The 22,539-nt window shown below is 37.2% G+C and carries 26 protein-coding genes and 1 pseudogene; 7 read left to right on the forward strand and 20 right to left on the reverse strand.

Annotation, left to right across the window (positions count from 1 at the left end):
* Positions 1-35: 35 nt before the first annotated feature.
* From bioB to H280_RS0102130, 8 genes are all read right to left on the reverse strand, one after another.
* Entirely contained in the window at positions 36-1,034 is a 999-nt protein-coding gene (gene bioB, locus H280_RS0102095; protein ID WP_020059457.1) for a biotin synthase BioB, read from the reverse strand.
* A complete protein-coding gene (gene bioC / locus H280_RS0102100) occupies positions 988-1,836 on the reverse strand; it encodes a malonyl-ACP O-methyltransferase BioC (RefSeq protein WP_020059458.1) in 849 nt (282 codons plus the stop codon). Before bioC ends, bioB begins: the two co-directional genes overlap by 47 nt.
* Positions 1,829-2,551: an alpha/beta fold hydrolase gene (locus H280_RS0102105; RefSeq protein ID WP_020059459.1), complete on the reverse strand. Its 723-nt coding sequence runs from the start codon at positions 2,549-2,551 to the stop codon at positions 1,829-1,831. Before H280_RS0102105 ends, bioC begins: the two co-directional genes overlap by 8 nt.
* A complete protein-coding gene (gene bioF, locus H280_RS0102110; RefSeq protein WP_020059460.1) occupies positions 2,548-3,735 on the reverse strand; it encodes an 8-amino-7-oxononanoate synthase in 1,188 nt (395 codons plus the stop codon). Before bioF ends, H280_RS0102105 begins: the two co-directional genes overlap by 4 nt.
* Positions 3,701-4,429 (reverse strand): dethiobiotin synthase, encoded by a 729-nt coding sequence (bioD, locus tag H280_RS0102115; RefSeq protein WP_020059461.1) that lies wholly within the window; start codon positions 4,427-4,429, stop codon positions 3,701-3,703. Before bioD ends, bioF begins: the two co-directional genes overlap by 35 nt.
* Positions 4,429-5,808, reverse strand: coding sequence for an adenosylmethionine--8-amino-7-oxononanoate transaminase (gene bioA, locus H280_RS0102120; protein ID WP_020059462.1), 1,380 nt, complete (start codon positions 5,806-5,808; stop codon positions 4,429-4,431). Before bioA ends, bioD begins: the two co-directional genes overlap by 1 nt.
* A gap of 122 nt (positions 5,809-5,930) precedes the next feature.
* Positions 5,931-6,278, reverse strand: a complete 348-nt coding sequence (locus tag H280_RS0102125; RefSeq protein ID WP_020059463.1) for a hypothetical protein — start codon at positions 6,276-6,278, stop codon at positions 5,931-5,933.
* Positions 6,279-6,455: 177 nt separating this feature from the next.
* Positions 6,456-8,684: a bifunctional 2',3'-cyclic-nucleotide 2'-phosphodiesterase/3'-nucleotidase gene (locus tag H280_RS0102130; RefSeq protein ID WP_020059464.1), complete on the reverse strand. Its 2,229-nt coding sequence runs from the start codon at positions 8,682-8,684 to the stop codon at positions 6,456-6,458.
* Positions 8,685-8,985: 301 nt separating this feature from the next.
* Between H280_RS0102130 and H280_RS0102135 the strand changes: the two genes are divergently transcribed.
* Positions 8,986-9,759, forward strand: a complete 774-nt coding sequence (locus tag H280_RS0102135) for a GDSL-type esterase/lipase family protein (RefSeq protein WP_020059465.1) — start codon at positions 8,986-8,988, stop codon at positions 9,757-9,759.
* A 337-nt stretch (positions 9,760-10,096) separates the two neighbouring features.
* Entirely contained in the window at positions 10,097-10,543 is a 447-nt protein-coding gene (locus H280_RS0102140) for a MarR family winged helix-turn-helix transcriptional regulator (protein WP_020059466.1), read from the forward strand.
* A gap of 24 nt (positions 10,544-10,567) precedes the next feature.
* Here the strand turns inward: H280_RS0102140 and H280_RS25995 are convergent, their stop codons facing one another.
* From H280_RS25995 to H280_RS0102160, 5 genes and pseudogenes are all read right to left on the reverse strand, one after another.
* Complete coding sequence (locus H280_RS25995; protein WP_020059467.1) at positions 10,568-10,726, reverse strand: hypothetical protein; 159 nt, start codon at positions 10,724-10,726, stop codon at positions 10,568-10,570.
* Positions 10,727-10,780: 54 nt separating this feature from the next.
* Complete coding sequence (locus H280_RS0102150) at positions 10,781-11,332, reverse strand: DUF2062 domain-containing protein (RefSeq protein WP_020059468.1); 552 nt, start codon at positions 11,330-11,332, stop codon at positions 10,781-10,783.
* A 201-nt stretch (positions 11,333-11,533) separates the two neighbouring features.
* Positions 11,534-11,761, reverse strand: a pseudogene (locus H280_RS24575) (hypothetical protein); the annotation flags it as partial.
* Positions 11,762-11,848: 87 nt separating this feature from the next.
* Complete coding sequence (locus tag H280_RS0102155; RefSeq protein ID WP_020059469.1) at positions 11,849-12,643, reverse strand: SDR family NAD(P)-dependent oxidoreductase; 795 nt, start codon at positions 12,641-12,643, stop codon at positions 11,849-11,851.
* A 9-nt stretch (positions 12,644-12,652) separates the two neighbouring features.
* A complete protein-coding gene (locus H280_RS0102160) occupies positions 12,653-13,603 on the reverse strand; it encodes an MBL fold metallo-hydrolase (RefSeq protein WP_020059470.1) in 951 nt (316 codons plus the stop codon).
* A 174-nt stretch (positions 13,604-13,777) separates the two neighbouring features.
* Between H280_RS0102160 and proI the strand changes: the two genes are divergently transcribed.
* Positions 13,778-14,617: a pyrroline-5-carboxylate reductase ProI gene (gene proI, locus H280_RS0102165; protein WP_020059471.1), complete on the forward strand. Its 840-nt coding sequence runs from the start codon at positions 13,778-13,780 to the stop codon at positions 14,615-14,617.
* A gap of 27 nt (positions 14,618-14,644) precedes the next feature.
* On the opposite strand, the gene sdaAA is transcribed toward proI, so the two are convergent.
* The 4 genes from sdaAA to H280_RS0102185 form a co-directional block, all read right to left on the reverse strand.
* A complete protein-coding gene (sdaAA, locus tag H280_RS0102170) occupies positions 14,645-15,526 on the reverse strand; it encodes an L-serine ammonia-lyase, iron-sulfur-dependent, subunit alpha (RefSeq protein ID WP_020059472.1) in 882 nt (293 codons plus the stop codon).
* Positions 15,527-15,544: 18 nt separating this feature from the next.
* Positions 15,545-16,204 (reverse strand): L-serine ammonia-lyase, iron-sulfur-dependent subunit beta, encoded by a 660-nt coding sequence (gene sdaAB, locus H280_RS0102175; RefSeq protein WP_020059473.1) that lies wholly within the window; start codon positions 16,202-16,204, stop codon positions 15,545-15,547.
* Between the two features lie 365 nt (positions 16,205-16,569).
* On the reverse strand, positions 16,570-17,493 hold the full coding sequence (gene rnz / locus H280_RS0102180) for a ribonuclease Z (RefSeq protein WP_020059474.1): 924 nt from the start codon (positions 17,491-17,493) through the stop codon (positions 16,570-16,572).
* Between the two features lie 85 nt (positions 17,494-17,578).
* Positions 17,579-18,817, reverse strand: a complete 1,239-nt coding sequence (locus tag H280_RS0102185; protein WP_020059475.1) for a DNA polymerase IV — start codon at positions 18,815-18,817, stop codon at positions 17,579-17,581.
* A 135-nt stretch (positions 18,818-18,952) separates the two neighbouring features.
* On the opposite strand from H280_RS0102185, the gene H280_RS26790 reads away from it, so the two are divergent.
* Genes H280_RS26790 through H280_RS24585 form a run of 3 tightly spaced genes read left to right on the forward strand, consistent with a single transcriptional unit; the run spans position 18,953 to position 19,774 of the window.
* Positions 18,953-19,153: a hypothetical protein gene (locus tag H280_RS26790; protein WP_081625577.1), complete on the forward strand. Its 201-nt coding sequence runs from the start codon at positions 18,953-18,955 to the stop codon at positions 19,151-19,153.
* 25 nt (positions 19,154-19,178) lie between these two features.
* Positions 19,179-19,349, forward strand: coding sequence for a hypothetical protein (locus H280_RS26280; RefSeq protein ID WP_231401753.1), 171 nt, complete (start codon positions 19,179-19,181; stop codon positions 19,347-19,349).
* A 17-nt stretch (positions 19,350-19,366) separates the two neighbouring features.
* Positions 19,367-19,774, forward strand: a complete 408-nt coding sequence (locus H280_RS24585; RefSeq protein ID WP_231401755.1) for an MBL fold metallo-hydrolase — start codon at positions 19,367-19,369, stop codon at positions 19,772-19,774.
* A gap of 220 nt (positions 19,775-19,994) precedes the next feature.
* Here H280_RS24585 and H280_RS0102200 read toward each other — a convergent pair whose 3' ends face one another.
* Positions 19,995-21,113, reverse strand: coding sequence for a tripeptidase T (locus H280_RS0102200; protein WP_020059476.1), 1,119 nt, complete (start codon positions 21,111-21,113; stop codon positions 19,995-19,997).
* A gap of 396 nt (positions 21,114-21,509) precedes the next feature.
* Between H280_RS0102200 and prli42 the strand changes: the two genes are divergently transcribed.
* Positions 21,510-21,602: a stressosome-associated protein Prli42 gene (prli42, locus tag H280_RS25570; protein WP_020059477.1), complete on the forward strand. Its 93-nt coding sequence runs from the start codon at positions 21,510-21,512 to the stop codon at positions 21,600-21,602.
* Between the two features lie 24 nt (positions 21,603-21,626).
* On the opposite strand, the gene H280_RS0102210 is transcribed toward prli42, so the two are convergent.
* Together H280_RS0102210 and H280_RS0102215 are read right to left on the reverse strand one after the other, a co-directional pair.
* Positions 21,627-21,866, reverse strand: coding sequence for a DUF3894 domain-containing protein (locus H280_RS0102210; RefSeq protein WP_020059478.1), 240 nt, complete (start codon positions 21,864-21,866; stop codon positions 21,627-21,629).
* A gap of 115 nt (positions 21,867-21,981) precedes the next feature.
* Positions 21,982-22,539, reverse strand: coding sequence for a L,D-transpeptidase (locus H280_RS0102215; protein WP_020059479.1), 558 nt, complete (start codon positions 22,537-22,539; stop codon positions 21,982-21,984).

Consider the following 22,539-nt stretch of genomic DNA (forward strand, 5'->3'; position numbering starts at 1 on the left):
TTATAGAGAGCTTTCTTCTCAAGTTATCATTAGGTTTATAATGCACATTCCTCAATTTCAAACCCTAAATCTTCAATCATTCCCCAGTCTGCTGTTGGCTCTTGGCCAGCAGTTGTTAAATAATCACCAACGAAGATTGAGTTGGCCGCAAATAAACCAAGAGGTTGAACTGCTCGTAAATTAATTTCACGTCCCCCAGAAATACGAATTTCTTTTGACGGATTCACAAAGCGCATCATTGCTAATACTCTCAAGCACTGCATTGGTGTTAATTCTTTTTGTCCTTCTAACGGTGTTCCCTTTACAGAAACAAGGAAGTTACATGGAATAGAATCTGCATCTAAACGCTTTAATTCAAATGCAATCTCTACGCGTTGTTCCTCTGTTTCACCCATTCCGAAAATGGCACCAGAACACGGTGATATACCCGCATGCTTCGCTTTTTCAACCGTATCAACGCGATCGTCATACGTATGAGTTGAACAAATGCTTTCGTAATTATCTACATGCGTATTTAGATTATGATTGTAACGATGCACGCCAGCTTCTGCAAGGCGCTCTGCTTGATCTTCATTTAAGAATCCTAAACAACAACAAATCTTCAAATCAGTCGTTTGGCGAATTTCTTTTACCGCTCCAATAACATGATCTACTTCTTTATTTGTTGGGCGACGGCCAGAAGCTACGATACAATATGTGCCCGCCTTACGACGAATGGCTTCATGTGCACCTTCGACAATCTTCTCTTGTGTTAACCAAGCATATTTATCAATCGGAGCTTCGGATACGATTGATTGAGAACAATACCCACAATCTTCTGGACATAGGCCTGACTTCGTATTAATAATCATATTTAGTTTTACTTTTTTCCCGAAGTAATGATGACGAATCACATACGCCGCATTCATAATTTCTAAAACTTCTTCGTCATTCGCTTGTAAAATACTTAGTGCTTCTTCCTCCGTTACATCTCTTCCCTCTAATACTTCAAATGCGATTTGCTTCCAATCTATTTTCGTGTTTACATGTTTCATTTCTTCTCTTCCCCTCTTTTTTCATATAAGAAAATAAAGCATGATATGTTGCTGCAATTCGTTCACCTTCTGTAAAATCTCGTTCGTATATGCGAAGCATACTGCGAAAAACAGAAGGACTTTGACAATAAGATTCTTCATTGCTATTCGTTGCTCCAACTTTACGAATCGACTGTAAAAATTCACGAACTGTAGCAAACGTTTCTGTGTAACATGTTTCAGTAATATGTATATCCCCTGTTATTCTTTTACACAATTGTTGTAGCTGTAATCCTGTAAAAAAGCTTTGCCCAACAGTTGTAGTATCTTCCGCTATTTTCGCACGCTGAAATGATGTATGAAGCTCATGAAACGTTTCATTTCCAAATGTTGAAAATAACAGAACACCATCTTCACGTAAATTTTCATATAAATTTACTAATGTAGCTGGTAAATCATTTAACCATTGAAATGTTGCATTAGAGATCATAACATCATATTGTTTGTGAAGCGTAATACGTTCAATGTCTTCACATTGAAATGTAACAGCCTCTACATTACACCTTGTTTTTGCTTTCGCAATCATACTTTCCGCAAAATCAACAGCTGTAATCGTTGCCTTTGGAAAGGATGCTGCTAGTTGCTCTGTAACATAACCTGTACCGCAACCAAGTTCTAAAATATGAATTTGTGCCGCTTCATCGTAATGTTCTTTCATATGAGTAAGCAGCTGATCTGCCATCTTTTTTTGAACATTTGCATATTGATCATAGGATACAGCAGCTTGATTAAATCGTTTTTGTAACAACGTCTTGTTAATCATTTCGCTCTATCCCCTTTACGAACTGTATCATTTCTTGTGCACATCGCTTTGCTTGTGTGAAACAAAGTGCATGCCCAGCTTCTTCTATAATCGTGAGTGATGCGTTTATTTTCCCTTGTATATACTCCGCTGCAGAGAGAGGGCAAATTACATCATCTTTTCCATGAAGAAGTAGTACTGGCACATCTATTTGTAATAGCTGTTCTCTAACATCTGTTTCTATTAAATAATGGAGTCCACATTGCAAAGAATGAATCGAATCACCTTGAAACTGTTCAGCTATTTTCAGAAACGCCCTGTCTTGTCCACTTTCCTGCTCCGCCTCGGAAAACATACTCATATAAAATCGTTTCAACGTATCATCTTTTTGTTTCAAAAGATTTCGGCTCATTCGGTCGACAAAAGAGTGTTTCCAGCCATGTATGTAATCGGAATCTGTTGTAAATTTCGCTGTTCCTCCTAGTAAAACAATCCCTTTCGTTTGCAATAAATGATGTACTTGAAGAGCGGCTAATGCCCCAAGTGACCAGCCAACTAAAATTACTTCTTTATCTTGTGCTACCTCTATAATTCGGCGTTGAAATCCCTGCTCATCTTCACTATTACGCCAATGAACGACATGTACGGGAAAATCATGCAAATGTGGAAGGAATGCTTCCCAAACCTGTTCTTCCATGCCCCATCCAGGTATAAGAATAAGAGTAGGCTGCATCATGAAATCACTCCTTCTTCTTTTCCAATTTGTACAATCCGCTGCGTTGCCCACTGCAAATCATTATTCGTATGCTGCGCTGTTACGGCAAACCGGATGCGAGAACTATGCTGTGGTACAGTTGGCGGCCGAATCGCAATTGCTGCTATTCCTGCTTCTTGCAATTTCAGACTAAAACGGAGCGCCGCTTCATTAGAACCTACGATAACAGGAACAATATGCGTCGTGCTGTCTCCAATATGAAAATCGGCTTCTTGCAGAGCTGTTCGAAAATATCGTCCATTTTCTATTAATCTATAACGATCTGTTTCATCTTTTCTCACAATATCAATTGCTTTCCCAATTGCGCCAAGCGTTCCTGGAGGTAAAGCGGTTGTAAAAATAAAACTGCGCATCGTATTGATCAAATACTCGATACAAACAGCACTTCCAGTAATATACGCACCATAACAGCCCATTGCTTTACTAAATGTACCCATGTGAATATCGATCGACTTAGCTAATTTGGGATGCTCATGAACAAGACCTGCTCCATTTCTCCCATATATTCCGCCTGCATGTGCCTCATCAACCATAAGAAGCGCTCCGTACTTTTCTTTCAGCATCACTAAATCTTCTAAGTGAGCCCTATCTCCATCCATACTAAAAATAGTATCCGTAACAATTAGTTTTCGTTTTTCTCCCTTTGCAGATTTTAACAATTTCTCTAAATGTTCTAAATCATTATGACGATAGCGCTTATGTTCGGCACCGCTTAATACGATACCATCTACAATACTGGCATGATTCAGCCTATCGCTAAACACAATATCATGACGACTTACAAGTGAAGAAATGGTTCCAACGTTTGCTATGTAACCACTATTCACTATTAGTGCCTTTTCAGTTTCTTTCCAAACACATATCTGCTGTTCAATTTCTTCATATAACGGATAGTTTCCTACAACAAGACGTGATGCCGCCCCACTGGTCCCATACTTTTTTGTCGCTTCTATTGCAGCTTCTTTTAACCGTTCATCACCAGCTAATCCTAAGTAATTGTTTGAAGCTAAATTTAATAATCTCTGTCCATTTCGAATGAGCCACGCTTGCTCGGCGCGCTCCGTTGCAAACAATTGCCGGTGCTGTGATGTTTCGATAAGACTCGATAGCTTAGACTGAAAATGCGTTTCCCACACTGGATTCATTGTGTAAAAACTCCTCTAACCTTGAGATAGCAATACTCTCTTCTGCCGCTTGTAATAATTCATTTCTTGTAAAGTCTTCACGCAGCGCTGGTAGCAATCCAATAACCGGTACGCCGCTTAATTCTTCTATCATTTCTTTATTTTCTAACACTCTTTCTGTTTCATGTTCTTGGCATCCAGACAAAATGATACCCGCGACTGACAGGCCGTGTGCTTTTGCATAAGAAACCGTTAAAATCGTATGATTCACTGTCCCAAGTGTTGGCCTTGCTACAATAAGCAACGGTAATTGCAATTGTTTGGCAAAATCAACAACGAGGGCATCGTCTGTGTAAGGGACTACAAGTCCGCCAGCGCCTTCTACAAGAAGAGAGTCGAATTGTTTTGACAATTTTTCATAATGACTCGTAATATTTGATAATAATACTTTCCTTCCCGCCCGCTTCATTGCTAAGCGAGGCGCAAGCGGTTCTTGAACTGAGTATGGACAAATCTCTTCGCAGGGTATTGTTACACCTGCAGCTGCTTTCAACCGAGCAGCATCTCCTTCTGGATGTGAGGAAAGATGACCACTTTGCAATGGTTTATAGACACCGATATTATACCCGCGCTCGCGAAGCACACCTGCTAATGCACCTGTTACAACTGTTTTTCCTACTTCCGTATCGGTTGCTGTCACAAAGAAACCACTCATCATTCTCCCTCCGTTACCTCTTGAATGGCTTGCTGTAAAATCGCAATCATATCATCCAGTTCTTCTATCGTAGAAGCAAGTGGCGGCATAAAGACAACAACATTCCCTAGCGGGCGAAGAATCATTCCTAAATCACGTGCTCTTCTGCAAACCTTCACACCGACTCGTTCCTGCCAAGAATATGCTTCCTTTGTTTCTTTATTTTGCACAAGCTCAATGCCAATCATAAAGCCGCGCTGACGAATATCTCCTACATGCTTAAACCCCTGCAAAACTTCTAAGCGTTTTGCGATATATTCCGCTTTATGACTAACAGCTTCTATAAGATTAGTCGTTTCAAATAATTTTAAATTCGCAAGTGCTACTGCACAGCCTAGCGGGTTCCCTGTATAACTATGACCGTGGAAAAACGTTTTTTGTTCCTCATAATCACCTAAAAATGCTCGATAAATTTCATCCGTCGTTACGGTAATGGCAACCGGTAAATATCCTCCTGTTAGCCCCTTTCCGGCAGTTAAAATATCCGGTGTGATTCCCTCATGCTCACAAGCAAACATTTTTCCTGTTCTGCCAAATCCTGTTGCTACTTCATCTGTAATAAGAAGAACGTTGTATGCTGTACAAAGCTCTCTTAATCCTTTTAAGTAACCATCTGGCATAGTAATGATACCACTCGCTCCTTGAACAAGTGGCTCAACAATAACAGCTGCCATTTCTTCATGATTGCCTCGCAATAAATCTTCCATTTCTTCTAAATGTTTTTTCACAATCATTTGCCCATCTTCCCCATAAGGAGAACGATATGTATACGGATATGATACTTTTAACGTATCAAATAAAAGCGTACTATACACTTGGTGAAACATATCAATCGCCCCGACAGATACCGCTCCAATTGTGTCGCCATGATACGCTTCTTTCATCGTAATAAACTTTTTCTTATTAGGCTTTCCTTTATGCTGCCAATATTGAAAGGCCATTTTAATTGCAATTTCAACTGATGTCGCACCAGAATCAGAATAAAAAACTTTCTTCAGTCCATTCGGTACAATTTCAATAATTTTCTCGGCTAATAAAATACTTGGTACATTCGCGATACCTAGCAATGTAGAATGTGCAACTTTATTCAATTGCTCACGAATCGCATCATCTAACTCTTGAACATGGTGACCATGAACATTGAGCCAAATAGAAGACACACCGTCCCAATAGCCTTTTCCATTCACATCATATAATTTTCTTCCTTCTCCCCGTTCAATAATGACAGGATCATCTTCTAAATAATCTTTCATTTGGGTAAATGGATGCCACACATAATCTTTATTTTTTTGAGCTAATTCCTCATATGTAAAAGTTTGCTCCATGCTCCTCACACTCATGATTGCCACCTCTAATGTTAACTTATTTTAAATAAAGGTTAACATTAGGAAACAAATACTGTCAATTCTTTTTGAGGAATCGTATTCTAAAAAAAGAACGACCTATTCTAAGATAAGTCGTTCTACTGGCCGTGCTTCATTTTACCAATCTCTTGAATCAATTGTTCGTCCGTTTTACCTTCTACATCAATTCCAAGCTCTTTCGCATGCTCACGAAGAAGCTCTGGTCGCTTTTCAGAACGCACTGCGTCTATTTCTTTTTGAATCTGTTCTTTTGTTTTTCCTTCTGTAGAAACTTCGAATTTATCTGCTGTTTTTTTCATTTTTTCTTCTTCATCTTGTCTTACTGTTTCTTTTGGTTTTTCAACATTTTTCTGTATTGGATTAGGAGATGACGCAAATGCTGTATAAATTCCAGCACCACCAATGACTGTGACCAACAGTGAAATAATTATGATTTTTATCTTCATAACTTTTCCCTCCTTAAGTTCATTATAACGAACAAAAAGATAATTTCTACTCTTTTTGTTGACCATTCAATTCTAAAAATAATTATTGGCATCCTCCTATTTTATTTGGGATTGTCATATTACTAGCATTTGGATTCATAAAGAAAAGTCCGCTGCTTAGCAACGGACTTTTCTTTCTTATTTATTTAATTTCCTTCTTCTTAATAACGCAACTGCACCTGCCCCAATAAACGCAAGACCTGCTCCTAATGTCGTAAACACATTCGCTCCTGTCTTTGGCAAACTGTTGTCTGATTTTGTTTGCTCTTTACCTGAGTCTGTTGCTGTCGGCTTTTCTTCGCTGTTTTTATTATCTTCTGTTTTCGGCTGATCTCCGCCATTGTTGTTATCTGTTGGCGTTTTCGGTTGATCCGTTCCATTATCGCCACCAGTTGGTTCATCTTTTTTCGTTAAATCAATTGCATATTTTGCAAATTCATTTTCTGATGGGCCAACGTAAGCAATATTGCCGTCTTTTGTTATATATTTTTTGGCATTTGGAGAAGAATCAAATGTAACATTCAATTTCTCACCAGCAATTGGTTTAAATGCCCAGTTTTTATCCGCTGTCGGGTTAATCGTTTTTACTTCTTCCATATATTTCACAATAATTTGACGTGTTTCATCAGGAGACGGTAAAATCACTTCCCCTTTACTTACACCCGGGAATGTTTTACTGCTACCTCGGTAGTTATTCGTTGCAACAACAAACTCTTTACTGTCCGTTACCGGCTTTCCGTCATATGTTAAGTTTACAACACGATTTGCACCTTCATTTATAACGTTTCCATCTTTGTCATATTTAGCAGGCTGCGTTACATCAATTTCATATTTCACGCCGTCTAATACATCAAAATTATATGTTGGATAGTCTTTATTTACTAATTTTTGCTCACCGGTTTTCTTTAGATCAATTTTGTTAAATTGACCAGCAGACATTTCTAACCAGTCTTTCAACTGAGCGCCATTTACTTTTACTGCATATAATGTGTTTGGATACACGTATAAGTCTGCAACATTTTTAATTGCAAGCGTTCCTGCCGGAATGTCTGTATAATATGTAGCGCCGTTACGTCCACCTGCTTTAAACGGTGCACCTGCAGATAATACAGGAATTCCTTTATATTCTTTGTATTTCTCATCATTTTCAAATAATTTTTTTACATACCACTTTTGTGCATTCGTTACAAGTTGAACAGACGGATCATCTTGGACAAGCGCAAAATAACTATTAATTGGCGCTGTCGTTGTACCAACTTTTGTATCTACATAGTCCTTTGTTGCTTTATGTTCTGCTTTTATTTCATCAACAAGTCTTTGATCGGCTCCTACTGCCTTACCTTCTTTATCTATAATCGGACGATATTTTGGAATAGATTTTTCCTTTTGTACTTCCCATTTTCCGTTCACTTGCTTTAATTCCATATCAATCATTCCTATATTATTTCCGAAAACACCTGGCATTACAACAGGAACACCACCATAATGTTCGGCTACTTCTGTATGAGAATGCCCCATCAGTACTGCGTCAACACCAGCAACTTTTGTTGCTAAATAATACGATGCATTCTCCATATCAGATTTGTAACCGCTTTTATCAACACCCGAATGAGCTAACGCAACGATAACATCTGCGCCTTCTGCTTTCATTTTCGGCACCATTTGCTTTGCTGTTTCTACAATATCTTTTGCTATTACTTTTCCTTCTAAGTTCGCTTTATCCCAGCCCATAATTTGCGGTGGTACAAAGCCCATTACACCGATTTTCACTTTCTTATCTAATTTATTACCAGCCTCATCAAATAATTCTTTTTCAAATATATGATACGGTTTGAAATAATTTTCACCACTTTTTGCATCATACACATTCGAGTTAATTACAGGAAACTGTGTTTTACTAATCACTTGATTTAAATAATCTAAACCATAGTTAAATTCATGATTTCCAAGAGAGATGACGTCATACTTCATTAAATTCATCATACGGTATAACGGATGCACATAGTTATATTTATCGCTTGTGCTTGGATCTAAATTATTAGTTTCTTTTTTTATTTTATTTGCCACATAATCACCCAGCGGCGTTCCTTGCAGTGCATCTCCATCATCAAATAAAACAGAGTTTTTTACCTCTCCACGCGCTTTATTAACAAGAGTCGCTGTTTGAACCAATCCTACTTTATTATCTGTTTTTGTTTGATAGTAATCATAGTTCATTAAATTTACGTGAATATCAGATGTTTCTAATATTCTTAGTTTTACAGTACTGTCCTCTCCCTCAGCATGTACAGGTGTCGCCACTACTTGTGGAGCAATAACACCTAATGCAAGTGCAGCACCAGCCAACGTTTTTGTTGATTTCTTCACAAAAAATCCCCCTTATAACATAGTCCCCGGTTATAAAATAAATGATGGGATTCATGTCCCTTTTTCTTAAGCATCCAATCTATAAAGAAGTTAGTTGTCCTACTTCCTTTGCGAGTTGGATAAATTTACCCCATCTAAAATTTATCATAACGAACAGCCGTTACTATCGTCAACAAATTTTGACGTACTTCTACAAATTTTCTGTAAAAGCATTGTAAAATTTTTATGAAGACGTAATGTATCTTCCATTGCTTCTCATTATGAATATGATACAATAACCATTTATAAGGAGGATAACATAATGAAAAAACTTCTTTTGTCTACAGTTTGTCTCCTCCTTCTTATCATTATATTTTTGTATTGTGACAAGAATCATGAGACAAATATCCAAAAAGAATCTCCAGCTACAACCGTTCCACACTGGGTTAATACACAAACAGATGCGACTCTTCATCATCTTGTCCTAGGTGATTCTCTTGCCAAAGGTTACGGATCTACACAAGGTGGATATGTACAAGTTGCTTCTCATACATTAGAAACACAATTACAAAAACAAATTATAGTGGATAATCTTGCGGTAAACGGCTTAACAACAGACCGGTTACTACAAATGTTGCAAACCGAAGAAGTGAAACAAAAAATAAAAGAAGCTCATATGATTACAATTAGCATTGGCGGGAATAACGTTTTACACATAAAGCGAGATGTCGGTGTAATAGAAGGAATGAAATTATTAAATGAAGAAAAGGATCATTTTGAACAAGATTTACAAAACATTGTAAAAACGATTCGTGCCGCTAATCCGAACGCACTCATCGTTTTATCTGAGCTCTATAACCCATTAAAACTGGACGATTCCATTGCTTCTTACGCAAATGTTTTCTTAGACAATTGGAATAAAACAATATATTCAATTTCAAAAGAAAACCAACCTTCACTCGTTTTACCGATTCGCAAATTATTACCAAATGATCAAAAAGATTTACTGTATGATCAAGTTCATCCAAATGATAAAGGATATGAAATAATCGCAGAATCATTTGCACAACAAGTGTTGTCATATAACCATAAGTAGGAACTCCACCTACTTATAGTTATATAAATACACATTCAAAACCAGACTAAAAGCCTCTTTCTTGTTAGGTGAGCGAGAGCATCTGGCCATACATAGAAATGGTAAGTGCCTTTTCCTGCCACGTGCAAGGTTTAAGACAAAATGAGAAAGCAAGTAGGGGGCATGATTTATTCAGCATAACAACAACTTATATGCTGAAAAATTAAAATAAATTTATATAGTTGAACCAATTGGGTCCTTACAGATGTGTTTTCATCTTAGATTCACAAAAAAGCTCATTCTATTTTTATAACATTATGTTTTTTTGTTACAATAAGAAGAGAAGGGGGCCTGTCATATGGATTCACGTGAGTGGGAACGCATCGTTGATCATCTTCTTTCGCTAGTACCTCTTTTTTATCGCAAGTTTATGCTTCCTGGAGAGTTCTCTTCTCAGCGACACATGCCACCATCACATACGCAGGTGTTATTATTATTGCATGAGCGAGATACATTAGCAGTTTCAGAAATCGGCAAACGATTAGCTATTTCAAGGCCGAATATGACACCATTGCTAAATAAACTCATTCAAGAAGAGCTTGTAGAGCGCCATTATAGCGAAAAAGATCGACGTGTTATTTTAATGTCTCTTACAACCGAAGGAAAATCATTAGTCAATCAATACAAACAATTCCTTTTAAAAAAACTAAAAGAAAATTTACAAACATTATCAGCAAGCGATCGGGAGCAGTTAACCCATTCCTTGCAAACAATCCAAAATTTAATTATGAAAGCAAACATATAAAGCTGCTTCTAACGAGAAGCAGCTTTATGCTTCATAATAATTTCCATAATATACATTTGAATACGGCCAAGTAGTTAAATATGGTTTACTTTCTTGCAATGGTTGCACAGTCTGTTTTATATATGGAACAGGATAATACTTTACATGTGGATAATACCTTGGATCATAATAAGAAAAAAACATCAGCTTTCCTCCTTTTTAGAAGCATATTCAAAAAGGAAATTTGATGTGCATTTATTATAGTTGTACAATTGGTCTTTTTATTTGTTTCTTTCTTTTCGTCAATCGTAATTTACGATTTTTCTCGTACAAATAGTACATTACAAAATAAGCGATTATACCAAGTACAATTCCTATAATCGTCATACCTATTATGACATATACTTCACTTTGTAACAGGCTTCTTAAAATTGTTAACCCATTACTTGAAAAAATGTCTCCTATCGTATAATGGTGAATTGGTATTTTTTTTACCTCAAAAGGATAAATAAGTTTTCCAAGCGCATGCGCAAAAGGAATTAGCAGAACAGGTAAAAATGTTAATTTCCCAATAATATTACCGATAACAGCTGCAGGAAATGAGCCATTTAATAATCGAACAAGTGGATAAAAAATCAAGTATACAAGCGAAACCGTGTGAATAACTAACATCTCCATTCCAAACCCAACAGCAAATCCCCTTGATACGATTTTCGCGCCTTCTGGTGCACGCAATAATTTATAATAATTTAACTTCATCCCTCGCCAAATACGCTGAAAGAATGAATATGTTTTCTTACTTACTCGCATCTACATCATCTCTCTTATATTTTTCTGTTTCTTACTATTATAAAGTATGTAAAGAGAAAATGCGAAATCTAGATAAGACATTTCGAACCAAAAACAACCTTCTATTATGAAGAAGGTTGTTCATCTTGTAATAAAGTGAAACTTTAATCAGTGGGGGTTTTCTTCATCCCCCACTGATTATTAGTTGAACCAATCGGGCTTTTACGGGCAGTTTATCTCCCACCTAACTTCTTTGCTTTCGCCGAATTTTAAGGTGGGAGTATTACTGCCCGTTAATGCGGGATAACTGACTAATAATGCCTTTTGTACATGCAGACGGTTTCCCGCGTGTTGAAACACAATTGATTGTGGACCATCAATGATTTCTGAAATGACTTCTTCTTCGCGATATGCTAGTAGACAATGTAAGAAACGATAAGTTGATTTTGCTAATAAACCTTTAAGAGAAAGGGATTTTTACGCCCTGTTTTTAATTTGTAGTTATAAAAAATAGGAGATTCTCTTTTTGAGAACCTCCTATTTTTTACTTAATGATCTTCCAGCAACACGTTCGAATAAACCAGGAAACAAGGAAAAGACAATTGGTCCTAAACTCATCCATTTCGGTAAATTCACTTCACGTTTTTTTGTTTCAATCGCTTTTACGATTTGCTGCGCTACATAATGTGGTTTCAATATGTAACGTTCAACACTTTTTACGTATGTACCAGATTGATCAGCTATCGTATGAAAGTTTGTATCAATTGGACCTGGATTAATTGCTGTTACAGTAATATTTGTATTTACAAGTTCCATACGCAAACTATTCGTAAACCCTAATACTGCATGTTTCGTTGCTGCATATGCACTTGATTTCGGCGTTGCAATTTTCCCTGCTAGTGAAGCGATATTTACAATATGTCCGCTATTTCGTTCGATCATATAAGGTAAAACTGCTTTCGTACATGCTACTAAGCCGAATACATTTACATCAAACATATCCTTTACTTCTTGTACAGATGCATCAACAAACGTTTTAAACACACCAAAGCCAGCATTATTGACTAATATATCAACGCTCCCTATATCTTGAAGCACTTGTGTAAAAACAAGTTCCACTTCTTTTTCATTACTTACATCCAAAACATAATAATGGCAAGAAGTACGATATGTGGTTTCAATTTTTTGTTTAAGCTCTCGTAACTTTTCTTCTGTGCGAGCGATTAGTACAGGGATTGCCCCCTGATCCGCTGCTTGCATCGCTAACTCTTCCCCAATTCCACTTGAAGCTCCTGTTATGACGATTACTTTATCTTGTAAACGCCTATTCATGGCTGTCACCTACTTTGCATAGTAAATCCATTTCTCTGATGACTTATCAATCATCACCTGTTGATTATATGCTAAAAAGTCTAATTGTCCAACTGTTTCAGAGATTGTAAGGGGTAACTGCTTTTCAAATAGCACAGGAAATAGTTTGACGCATACTTGAAATGCTGTCATCGGTTGTTCCTGTAATAAATTTAACACTTTAAAAGCACGCGCCTCTTGTTTTTGAAGACGCTCATTTACTAATTTTTTCACATCGATAACATCTTCCCCATGCCCTGGTAAAACACGTGATATATTCATACTAGCTAAGCGCTTTAATGTTTCATTGTACTGCAACATCGGCTTCGCTCGTTCTGTTTCTCCTTCATATGGCGGTTCTAAAATTGGATTAGAGGAAATATGCCCAATTAAAGCATCACCACCAATTAACAATCCATCCTTTTCACGATATAAAGAAATATGGGTAGAAGCATGCCCTGGTGTTTCAATTACCGTAAATTCCGGTAACGATGCAATGCGATCTCCTTCCCTTACAGTATGTGTAAGCGAACGCTTACAGGCATAAATCATTGTTTTCGTTAATGATGCACTTTGTTTTAAAAATGTTTCAGGAACTCCAAAATTTCTAGATTCCTCCAAAAAGAATTGTTGATATCGCTTTAGAAATTGCGGATCTTGTGTAATCCACGGTTCATTCCACGGATGGCCGACAATATTTGTTTGGTTAGAGAATATTCCTAATAATCCGCAATGATCAGCATGGTGGTGTGTCAGCACAACTGTTTCAATATCTTCTACCTTATATCCTAATGCATTTAATTGCTTCTCTAATGCTAGTTTCGCTTCTTCTGTATTCGTTCCTGTATCAATTAATGTTAGTGTTTCTCCCTCCACTAAAAAAACATTAACGATTTCTACCGCAAATGGCACAGGAATTTCTAATCTATGAATAACTGTCATACTATATGCCCCCTTTGTTTCTCCGTTTCGAAAAATGAATCTTCCTTCAGTTTACATCTAACATAAAAATTTGTCATTATTTTCAGATAAAAAGAGGAGATTTTCTAAGAAGAATAGAATGTATGTAGATTTATATAAGTCATTCTCATATGCATAGAAAAAGGGGGATACATCATGTCATTACAAAAAATCGCTTTTGTCGGCGCAGGATCGATTGCCGAAGCCACAATCGCTGGATTATTACAAGCCCAAGTTGTAAAAGGAGAACAAATTGTTGTTAGTAATCACTCTAATAAAAAAAGGCTACAAGAGTTGTATCACCGTTACGGCGTACATGGTACACATGATAAAAAAGAGCTGATTGCCAACGCTGATATTATATTTTTAGCAATGAAACCAAAAGATATTGTAGAAGCTCTTACTCCATTACGAGATTATATTACGAAGAATCAATTAATCATTTCATTACTAGCTGGCGTATCCACGGCATCCATTGTCACCTTACTGAAAAAGGATGTTCCTATTATTAGGTCAATGCCAAATACATCATCAGCAATTTTAAAATCTGCTACTGCCATTTCTCCTTCTGTTCATGCAAAAGAAGAGCATATATTGCTTACAAAAACGCTTTTTGAAACAATTGGCATTGTGTCTGTTGTGGAAGAAAAGCATATGCATGCTGTCACCGCTTTATCAGGAAGTGGCCCAGCTTATATTTATTACGTTGTAGAAGCAATGGAAAATGCAGCAAAGCAAATTGGCTTAGAGGAAACTGTAGCAAAATCACTTATTCTCCAAACAATGATTGGTGCCGCAGAAATGTTAAAAACAAATGAAAAGCATCCTTCTATATTAAGAAAAGAAATTACATCGCCAGGAGGAACGACAGAAGCTGGCATTGAAGTGTTGAAAAGCTTTCAATTTCAAGAAGCACTCATTCAATGTATAACAGAAGCAACAAAACGTTCTCACGAGCTTGGTGAAACGTTAGAGAAGTTTGTAAATGAAAAATAAAAAACCTTGCTGCGTAAGCAAGGTTTTTTATTTTTCACTTTTCTTCCCAAAAATTTCTTCCTGCAAACGACGTCCTGTCGGCGTTGCAGCAAGACCGCCTTCTGCTGTTTCACGAAGCGCACTTGGCATCGTTTGTCCGATGCGATACATTGCTTCAATAACTTCATCACACGGAATGATACTCGTTACACCAGCTAATGATAAATCAGCTGCAATCATCGCATTTGATGCACCAGCTGCGTTACGTTTTACACATGGTACTTCTACAAGCCCTGCAACAGGATCGCATACTAACCCAAGCATATTTTTAAGTGCAATACTCATCGCTGTTGCTGCCTGCTTTTGTGTACCTCCAGCCATTTCAACAGCTGCCGCCGCCGCCATTCCACTTGCTGAACCAACTTCCGCTTGGCACCCACCAGCTGCTCCGGCAATACAAGCATTATTTGCTACAACCATACCAAATGCACCAGCTGTAAATAGAAATTCAATCATTTCTTCGCGCGTTGGATTCAATTTTTCTTTTAGCGCAAATAACACACCTGGTACTGTCCCTGCAGAACCAGCCGTTGGCGTTGCACAAATAATTCCCATCGCAGCATTTACTTCATTTGTTGCGACAGCTTTACTTACCGCATCTAAAATTGTATCGCCTGATAAACCTTTTCCACTTTTCATATACGCTTGTACTTTCACTGCATCTCCACCAGTAAGCCCCGTTGGAGATTTCACACCTTGAATTCCACGCTCAACTGCTTGTTCCATTACAACTAAGTTTTTTTCCATACCAGCGATTACTTCTTCACGAGAAAGATTTCTTGTTTCCATTTCACACTGAATCATAATCTCTGCGATTTTTACATTTTTCTCTTCTGCTTGTGCAACTAGTTCCGCTACGTTCCGAAACATGTTGTGTCCCCCCCGCTATTATTCCATAATTGTTACTTGACAAATATTTTGCTGCGCTTTAATTTCATCGATAATTTTATCTGCTAACAACTCATCCGTTTCAATAACCATTAACGCTTTTCTTCCTTTTTCCTTACGTGAAACACTCATCATACTAATATTAATTTCGTGCTTCGCAAGAATAGATGTAACAGAAGCAATTGTTCCGAAACGGTCATTATTTACAATAAGAAGCGCCGGACTTGTACCTGTTAATTGCAAATCAAATCCATTGAGCTCCACAACTTCAATTTTCCCGCCGCCAATTGAACAAGCAACAACTTCAATTTCATCCTCACCTTTATACAAACGAAGTTTCGCTGTATTTGGATGGACTGCTTGCGCTTCTTCTTCAATAAACGTAACATCAATTCCGCGCTCCTTTGCAATTTCAAGCGCTTGTGGAATACGAGGATCATCCGTTTCGAATCCTAATATTCCCCCAACAAGTGCTACATCAGTTCCATGACCTCGATATGTTTTCGCAAACGAACCGTATAACGAAATGATAATTTTCTCAGGTTCATGACGAAACAGCTGACGAGCAACTTGCCCCATTCTTGCCGCACCTGCCGTATGCGAACTAGATGGTCCAATCATAACCGGACCGATAATATCAAAAACTGAACGATATTTCATAACAGTTCCCCCTAAATCTTCATTATGAAAAGAGTTACTTACTAATAATCTATTAAGTAAATGCTTTCTTTGTTTTTCTATTTGTACTAATAAATTTATAGAATTTATTCAACAAACTGATACACACCATCAGCTATCATAATATATAAGAGCTCTCTTGTCACTTTTTGATTTACTACATTTTTTCACAAAAACATCCAAAGTGTAAATTTATACTGTACAAATATAACGAATGCGCTTTCATTATATCTCTTTTTTGGCAGAATTTAAATTTTTTAATATTTCAAATTAAGGACATTGTTTCCGTTTTATGAGAATAAAAAAAGAATGACAGATGTAATCAATATCTCTGTCACTCTTTTTCCTTACCTTGATACAGGAAAACGTTTCAAATCCGCTGCAATTTCCGTATTCGGAAATACTTGTTTCGCTTCTTCGAGAAGTATTTTCCACGTTTCTCCTTGATAACGAGAACTAATGTGAGTTAAAATCATTTGTTTTACATTTGCTTGTACGGCAATATTTGCTGCTTGTTCTGTTGTAGAATGATAATAATCATGGGCTTGCTGTGAATCTTCTGCACCAAACGTTGCTTCATGTACTAATACATCAGCATCTTGGGCTAATTGAATACTCGCTTCGCAATAACGCGTATCTCCTAAAATTGTAATAATTCGGCCCTTTTGGGGTGGCCCAATAAAATCCTGTCCACAAAGTACGCGTCCATCTTCAAGCTCTACCGTTTCCCCATCTTTTAATCGCTTAAAGAGTGGTCCTGGTTTAACCCCTTCATCTAATAATTTATCTATAAGAAGATGCCCTGGAATATCTTTTTCCACAATACGATAGCCAAAACATTCAATACCGTGCGACAATCGCTTCGTTTCCACAAGAAATTGTTTATCTTCAAATACAGTACCTTCTTCAGTAATTTCAATAATCTCAAGTGGGTATTTCACATGTGTTGTACTCACTGCCAAGGCAACTTCAATAAACTGTTTAATCCCCTTTGGTCCATATACAGTTAACGGAGTTGTTCCTCCTTGAAAAGAGCGGCTTCCTAACAAACCAGGCAATCCAAAAATGTGATCACCATGTAAATGTGTAATAAATATTTTTTCAATGCGACGCGGACGCACTGATGTATGTAAAATTTGATGTTGCGTTGCCTCGCCGCAATCAAATAACCACGTCGCACCTCTCTCCTCCAATAATTGCAAAGCTATCGCTGATACGTTTCTTCCCTTTGCAGGAACACCAGCCCCTGTTCCTAAAAACACAAATTCCACGTTGCATCCTCCAAGCATTTCATAATCTCTATTGTTATCTTACGGAATATAAACAAAAATGGCAAATCAACTTTATACGAACTTTTTATGTGAATTTATCCTCTAATTTTTGTTGAAATGTTCTCTCCTGTTGCCGAAACACTTGACTACCGTGCTGAATAACCTTCGCCCCGTATTTATTATTTAATTCCTCCATCACTGTCAAAAGTGGTTCTACCTTCGCATCTTCTTCAAATGAAAATAAATCAAGCTGCTTAATCGCTTCTGTTTTCCATTCTAATTCACAAGCAGTAACTCCAAGTAATCGAACAGGATCACCGTCCCAATGTTTTTTCCATAACCGTATTGTCGCCTGAAAAATGTCCCTCCATTCCCAAATCACATTTTCTAACATTTTACTACGCGTAATCGTTCGGCGATTATAGTATTTAATCGTAATTTGAATATTATATGCAACAAGGGTACGTTTTTGTAATCTCCTGCTGACAGATTGAGATAAGCGCTCTAACGTACCTAATAATTCCTGCTCTTCGTCTACATCTTTTGGCAACGTTATAGAATTTCCAATCGTTTTATACTGTCCCATTTGACTTGGATCAACTGCTCTATTATCAATACCATTTGCACGTTTTTGTAAATCCAAGCCATGATTTCCAATTACCGAACGAATAATAGAAGCTTTTCCATTAGCTAAATCCCCAATCGTATGTATACGTACATCTATTAACTTTTCTGCTGTTTTCTTTCCGATGCCATGCATTTTTTCCACTGGAAGCGGCCAAAGCAGCTCTTGTATATCACGTTTACGAAGTACTGTAATGCCTAGCGGTTTTTTCATATCAGAGGCTGTTTTAGCTAGAAACAAGTTCGGAGCAATTCCAATGCTGCATGGAAGCTGTAATTCTGTAAGTAATGTTTGTTGAATCATTTGAGCAATTTCTAACGGCGAACCGAGACCGTAACAATCTGTAATATCTATATACCCTTCATCAATTGAGACTGGTTGAATTTTTTCTGTAAACCGTGCCAGAATTTGAAACAATGCAAAAGAAGCCTCCCGGTATAACTCAAAGTTTGGATGCTTTACAATGAGGTCTGGGCATAGCCGCTTCGCTTCCCAAACAGGCATTGTTGCACGAACTCCTTTTGCTCTTGCTTCATAACTACACGTGACAATAATGCCTTTTCGTTCTTTCGCATTACCAGCTATCGCCAATGATTTTCCTTGCAAAGATGCATCGCGGGCAATTTCAACAGATGCATAAAAACAATTCATATCAACATGCAAAATGACACGGCCATTTTTCGGATACATTTCACGCATCTTTCTCACCACCAAAGGAACATTTGTTCTTATCTTACCAAAAAACTTATAAAAAAATCAATATTTGAAAGGATGGAATTGTTACTATATAGAAGTATGTCCACAGAGACGCTACTAGGAGGTGAAGAAGGAAACATGACTATACGTTCAAAACCTCTTTATCTAATTTTACTCTCCATTTTCTTTTTGTTGCTTATCTATTTCCTACTTCCAATCGTGGGCATCGATGCTTACGTGCTTCTTTCATCTCTATTGTCATTTTCAACTCTGTACATTCTTCCATGGATTTTTCTATACTGGTTTATCCGTCTTGTAAAGGCAATAGAAGCAAAATAACGAACACTCTTAAGGAGAGAAGAAAATGAACGAAGAATTTGATAACAAACATTTTAGACTCGAAAAAATTCGTAACGGGATATATGCGGCAATTGCAAAAGAAGGTGGCGGTGCTGCAGCAAATGCTGGATTTATTAGGCGGTACAACTATTATTTTTTGATACATTTAATACACAACAAGCTTCTCTGGATTTAAAATACGCAGCAGAAACAATAACAAATCAACCCGTTACATGGGTGATCAACAGTCATTGGCACGGAGACCACATTCGAGGGAACCAAACGTTTAAGGATAGCACCATTATTTCAAGCGAAATGACATATGACGAAATGAAAACTGCCCATCCATCACGAATCAGTAAACAAAAAAATGATATTGATGGGCTAACAAATTATATTTATTCTTTAAAGGACCAAATAGCTCAAACTTATGATATGAACTTAGAACATCAAATTAATTTTTTAAGTGAGTTGGAAATTTCATTACCTACACTCGAGTTAACGTTACCACAACAAACTTTTAAAGATGAGGTTATGCTCCATGGGACGAAGCGTAGCGCAAAGCTTTTCACATTAGGAGGGGGACATTCCCTTTGCGATGCTATGCATAACACAACATGACCGCTACTTACTTTCTCCTTTTGTTTTAAACATTGCACGTGGTAGGAAAAGGCCTTGACCGTTACTATGCATGGCCAGATGCTCTTGTCCATCTAAAAAAAATGGGTTTATATGTCGTTTTTTCAACTTGTATTTATATAGTTGAAAACCATTTACGTAAAGCAATAAGAAAAAGCATGGGTCATTTCACCCATGCTTTTTCGCTTATTCTCTTCTTTGATTACTTCGCTACTTCTTCAATAATCGCAACAACCATTTCTGCTGTTTTCACTAGTTCTTCAACAGGAATTTTTTCGTTTGTTGTATGAATTTCTTCATAACCAATCGCTAAGTTTACTGTTGGAATACCATGGCCTGCAATTACGTTTGCATCGCTACCGCCACCGCTTTGGTGAAGAGATGGTGTACGGCCAATTTTTTCAGCAGCACGTTTTGCAACTTCTACAACGTGATCGCCATCAGCAAATTTAAATCCTGGGTACATTACTTTTACTTCTACGTCTGCTTCCCCGCCCATTTCTTTCGCTGTAGATTCAAATGCTTCTTTCATTTTACGAACTTGCTCTTGCATTTTTTCGTCTACTAAAGAACGCGCTTCAGCAAAAATTTCGACATAGTCACAAACGATATTTGTTTGTGTTCCACCTTCAAAACGACCGATATTTGCAGTTGTTTCAGAATCAATGCGGCCAAGTGGCATTTTTGCAATAGATTTTGCTGCAATTGTAATTGCAGATACACCTTTTTCTGGTGCTACACCAGCGTGAGCTGTTTTCCCACGAATAATTGCATTTACTTTCGCTTGCGTTGGTGCTGCAACAACGATTTCTCCAACTTTTCCATCGCTATCTAATGCATAACCATATTTCGCTGTAATGCGTTCACGATTTAATGCTTTTGCACCAACAAGACCAGATTCTTCACCAACTGTAATGATGAATTCTATTTTTCCGTGCGCAATATTCTTCTCTTTTAACACGCGAATTGCTTCAAACATAGATGCAAGTCCAGCTTTATCATCAGCACCTAAAATTGTTGTACCGTCAGATACGATATAACCATCTTGAATTGAAGGCTTAATTCCTTTACCAGGAACAACTGTATCCATATGAGAAGTAAAGTAGATTGTATCTACGCCTTCTTTTGTTGCTGGTAATGTACAAACTAAGTTACCAGCACCGTGACCAGTCTCTCCCATTGTATCATCTTCAAATACTTCAACGCCTAAAGAAGAGAATTTTTCTTTTAACACTTTGCAAATTTCAGCTTCGTATTTTGTTTCAGAGTCTACTTGCACAAGTTCCATAAATTCATTCACTAAACGTTCTTGATTAATCATGAGAATACGCCTCCTGCGTTATGTATGTAACAATGACTATTATAACAGAATTCTGTAAAGGTTTCGAAGAAGAAGATATATAAAGTGTAATTTTAAGTAATTACTCAGTCACTGTATGAAAAAAAGAAAGAAAAGCATCTTTTTAAATGGGCGAGAGGGACTGGCTATGTATAGCGGTCAGTGCCTTTTCCTACCAAGCGCAAAGTTTTAAAACAAAGAGAGGTAGCGAGGTGGAGGCGCATTTTCGCTGTAACCATACTCCTTATCAAACTTCTAAATGAACTGTATGACTGAGTAGTTAGGAATTATGTAAAAAATGTCTCACGCTAGACCCTTGTACCAAAATTCATTTGTATATACAATAAGATTGAGGAGATTCGCAAGGAGGATCTAAAGATGAGTAAAAAAGCGCAAAAAATTATGGTTTATGTTATGTTAATTTCAATGCTTGTTACAACATTACTTACTGGCATAAACATGTTTTGGTAAAAAAAGGGGGATGTTATCTCCCTTTTATGTTCCCATAATAATAAGTCCGGCAATGCTAAACGCTATTCCCATTCCAAGTGAAAGAACAAAGTTTGGATATTGCCGCTCATTATAAGCACTTAATGCAAAAGTAAAATTAAGAAGAGCAATAGAAAAGACCGCTAATGAAAATGGACATATATTAAAAGTTGCCAATATGAAAGTAATAAGTGCAAGAGCACCCATGAAGAACTGAATGTATGGTAATCTATGATTCATATACATAACAGCAACTCCTTTTCACATAATCTTTATTTAAATATTCGCGAATAGTACTAGTTCTCCTAATAGCAATTTCATTTTTTGTTATCCTCATTAACGCATGTTATATGTACACATGTCAAGACATGATATAACAAAAAGCCAACATATCCTGCTGGCTTTCTTCGTAAGCAATTGCACCCTTTTCTTTCGCAAGCTGCTCAAATGATTTTTTTGATTTCACAATCCATACTTTTGTTCCAAGGGGAATACGATCGTACAAATCCTCTACATCTTTTTTATGCATTCGAATGCACCCTTGTGAAACGTACTTGCCAATGGAGCTTGGCTGATTTGTCCCGTGTATCCCATATTTACTACCATCTGTACCTCGGGCATTAAAACCTATCCATCTTGAACCGAGCGGATTTGCCGGTGAACCACCAGGAATATTCTTCGCAATATAATACGGATTTTTCGCCTTCATCACAACATCAAATGTACCTTCTGGCGTTAAATCATTCGTTTTGCCTGTTGCAACTGGAAATGTATTTTGTATCTTTCCATCTTGAATATATGCAAGTCGGTTCGTTTGTTTATTAACGATAATAAGCGGATCGCCAACACGCGGATTATCACCTAGCGGCCAAAGAGGCGATAGGGAAATACATAATATGAATGAAAGAAGATATGGCAT

This window comes from Bacillus sp. 123MFChir2 (assembly GCF_000383235.1).
Lineage (GTDB): Bacteria > Bacillota > Bacilli > Bacillales > Bacillaceae_G > Bacillus_A.

Coding starts and splice junctions, on each gene's coding strand:
- H280_RS0102140 (WP_020059466.1), top strand. CDS start 10,097: ATGGATTCACGTGAGTGGGAACGCATCGTTGATCATCTTCTTTCGCTA.
- sdaAA (WP_020059472.1), bottom strand. CDS start 15,526: ATGTTTCGGAACGTAGCGGAACTAGTTGCACAAGCAGAAGAGAAAAAT.
- prli42 (WP_020059477.1), top strand. CDS start 21,510: ATGAGTAAAAAAGCGCAAAAAATTATGGTTTATGTTATGTTAATTTCA.
- bioF (WP_020059460.1), bottom strand. CDS start 3,735: ATGAATCCAGTGTGGGAAACGCATTTTCAGTCTAAGCTATCGAGTCTT.
- H280_RS0102210 (WP_020059478.1), bottom strand. CDS start 21,866: ATGTATATGAATCATAGATTACCATACATTCAGTTCTTCATGGGTGCT.
- H280_RS0102185 (WP_020059475.1), bottom strand. CDS start 18,817: ATGCGTGAAATGTATCCGAAAAATGGCCGTGTCATTTTGCATGTTGAT.
- bioD (WP_020059461.1), bottom strand. CDS start 4,429: ATGAGTGGTTTCTTTGTGACAGCAACCGATACGGAAGTAGGAAAAACA.
- sdaAB (WP_020059473.1), bottom strand. CDS start 16,204: ATGAAATATCGTTCAGTTTTTGATATTATCGGTCCGGTTATGATTGGA.
- bioB (WP_020059457.1), bottom strand. CDS start 1,034: ATGAAACATGTAAACACGAAAATAGATTGGAAGCAAATCGCATTTGAA.
- H280_RS0102155 (WP_020059469.1), bottom strand. CDS start 12,643: ATGAATAGGCGTTTACAAGATAAAGTAATCGTCATAACAGGAGCTTCA.
- H280_RS0102125 (WP_020059463.1), bottom strand. CDS start 6,278: ATGAAGATAAAAATCATAATTATTTCACTGTTGGTCACAGTCATTGGT.
- H280_RS0102200 (WP_020059476.1), bottom strand. CDS start 21,113: ATGATTAATCAAGAACGTTTAGTGAATGAATTTATGGAACTTGTGCAA.
- bioC (WP_020059458.1), bottom strand. CDS start 1,836: ATGATTAACAAGACGTTGTTACAAAAACGATTTAATCAAGCTGCTGTA.
- H280_RS26790 (WP_081625577.1), top strand. CDS start 18,953: ATGACTATACGTTCAAAACCTCTTTATCTAATTTTACTCTCCATTTTC.
- H280_RS0102105 (WP_020059459.1), bottom strand. CDS start 2,551: ATGATGCAGCCTACTCTTATTCTTATACCTGGATGGGGCATGGAAGAA.
- H280_RS0102150 (WP_020059468.1), bottom strand. CDS start 11,332: ATGCGAGTAAGTAAGAAAACATATTCATTCTTTCAGCGTATTTGGCGA.
- H280_RS25995 (WP_020059467.1), bottom strand. CDS start 10,726: ATGTTTTTTTCTTATTATGATCCAAGGTATTATCCACATGTAAAGTAT.
- bioA (WP_020059462.1), bottom strand. CDS start 5,808: ATGAGTGTGAGGAGCATGGAGCAAACTTTTACATATGAGGAATTAGCT.
- H280_RS0102160 (WP_020059470.1), bottom strand. CDS start 13,603: ATGACAGTTATTCATAGATTAGAAATTCCTGTGCCATTTGCGGTAGAA.
- proI (WP_020059471.1), top strand. CDS start 13,778: ATGTCATTACAAAAAATCGCTTTTGTCGGCGCAGGATCGATTGCCGAA.
- H280_RS0102135 (WP_020059465.1), top strand. CDS start 8,986: ATGAAAAAACTTCTTTTGTCTACAGTTTGTCTCCTCCTTCTTATCATT.
- H280_RS26280 (WP_231401753.1), top strand. CDS start 19,179: ATGAACGAAGAATTTGATAACAAACATTTTAGACTCGAAAAAATTCGT.
- H280_RS0102215 (WP_020059479.1), bottom strand. CDS start 22,539: ATGCCATATCTTCTTTCATTCATATTATGTATTTCCCTATCGCCTCTT.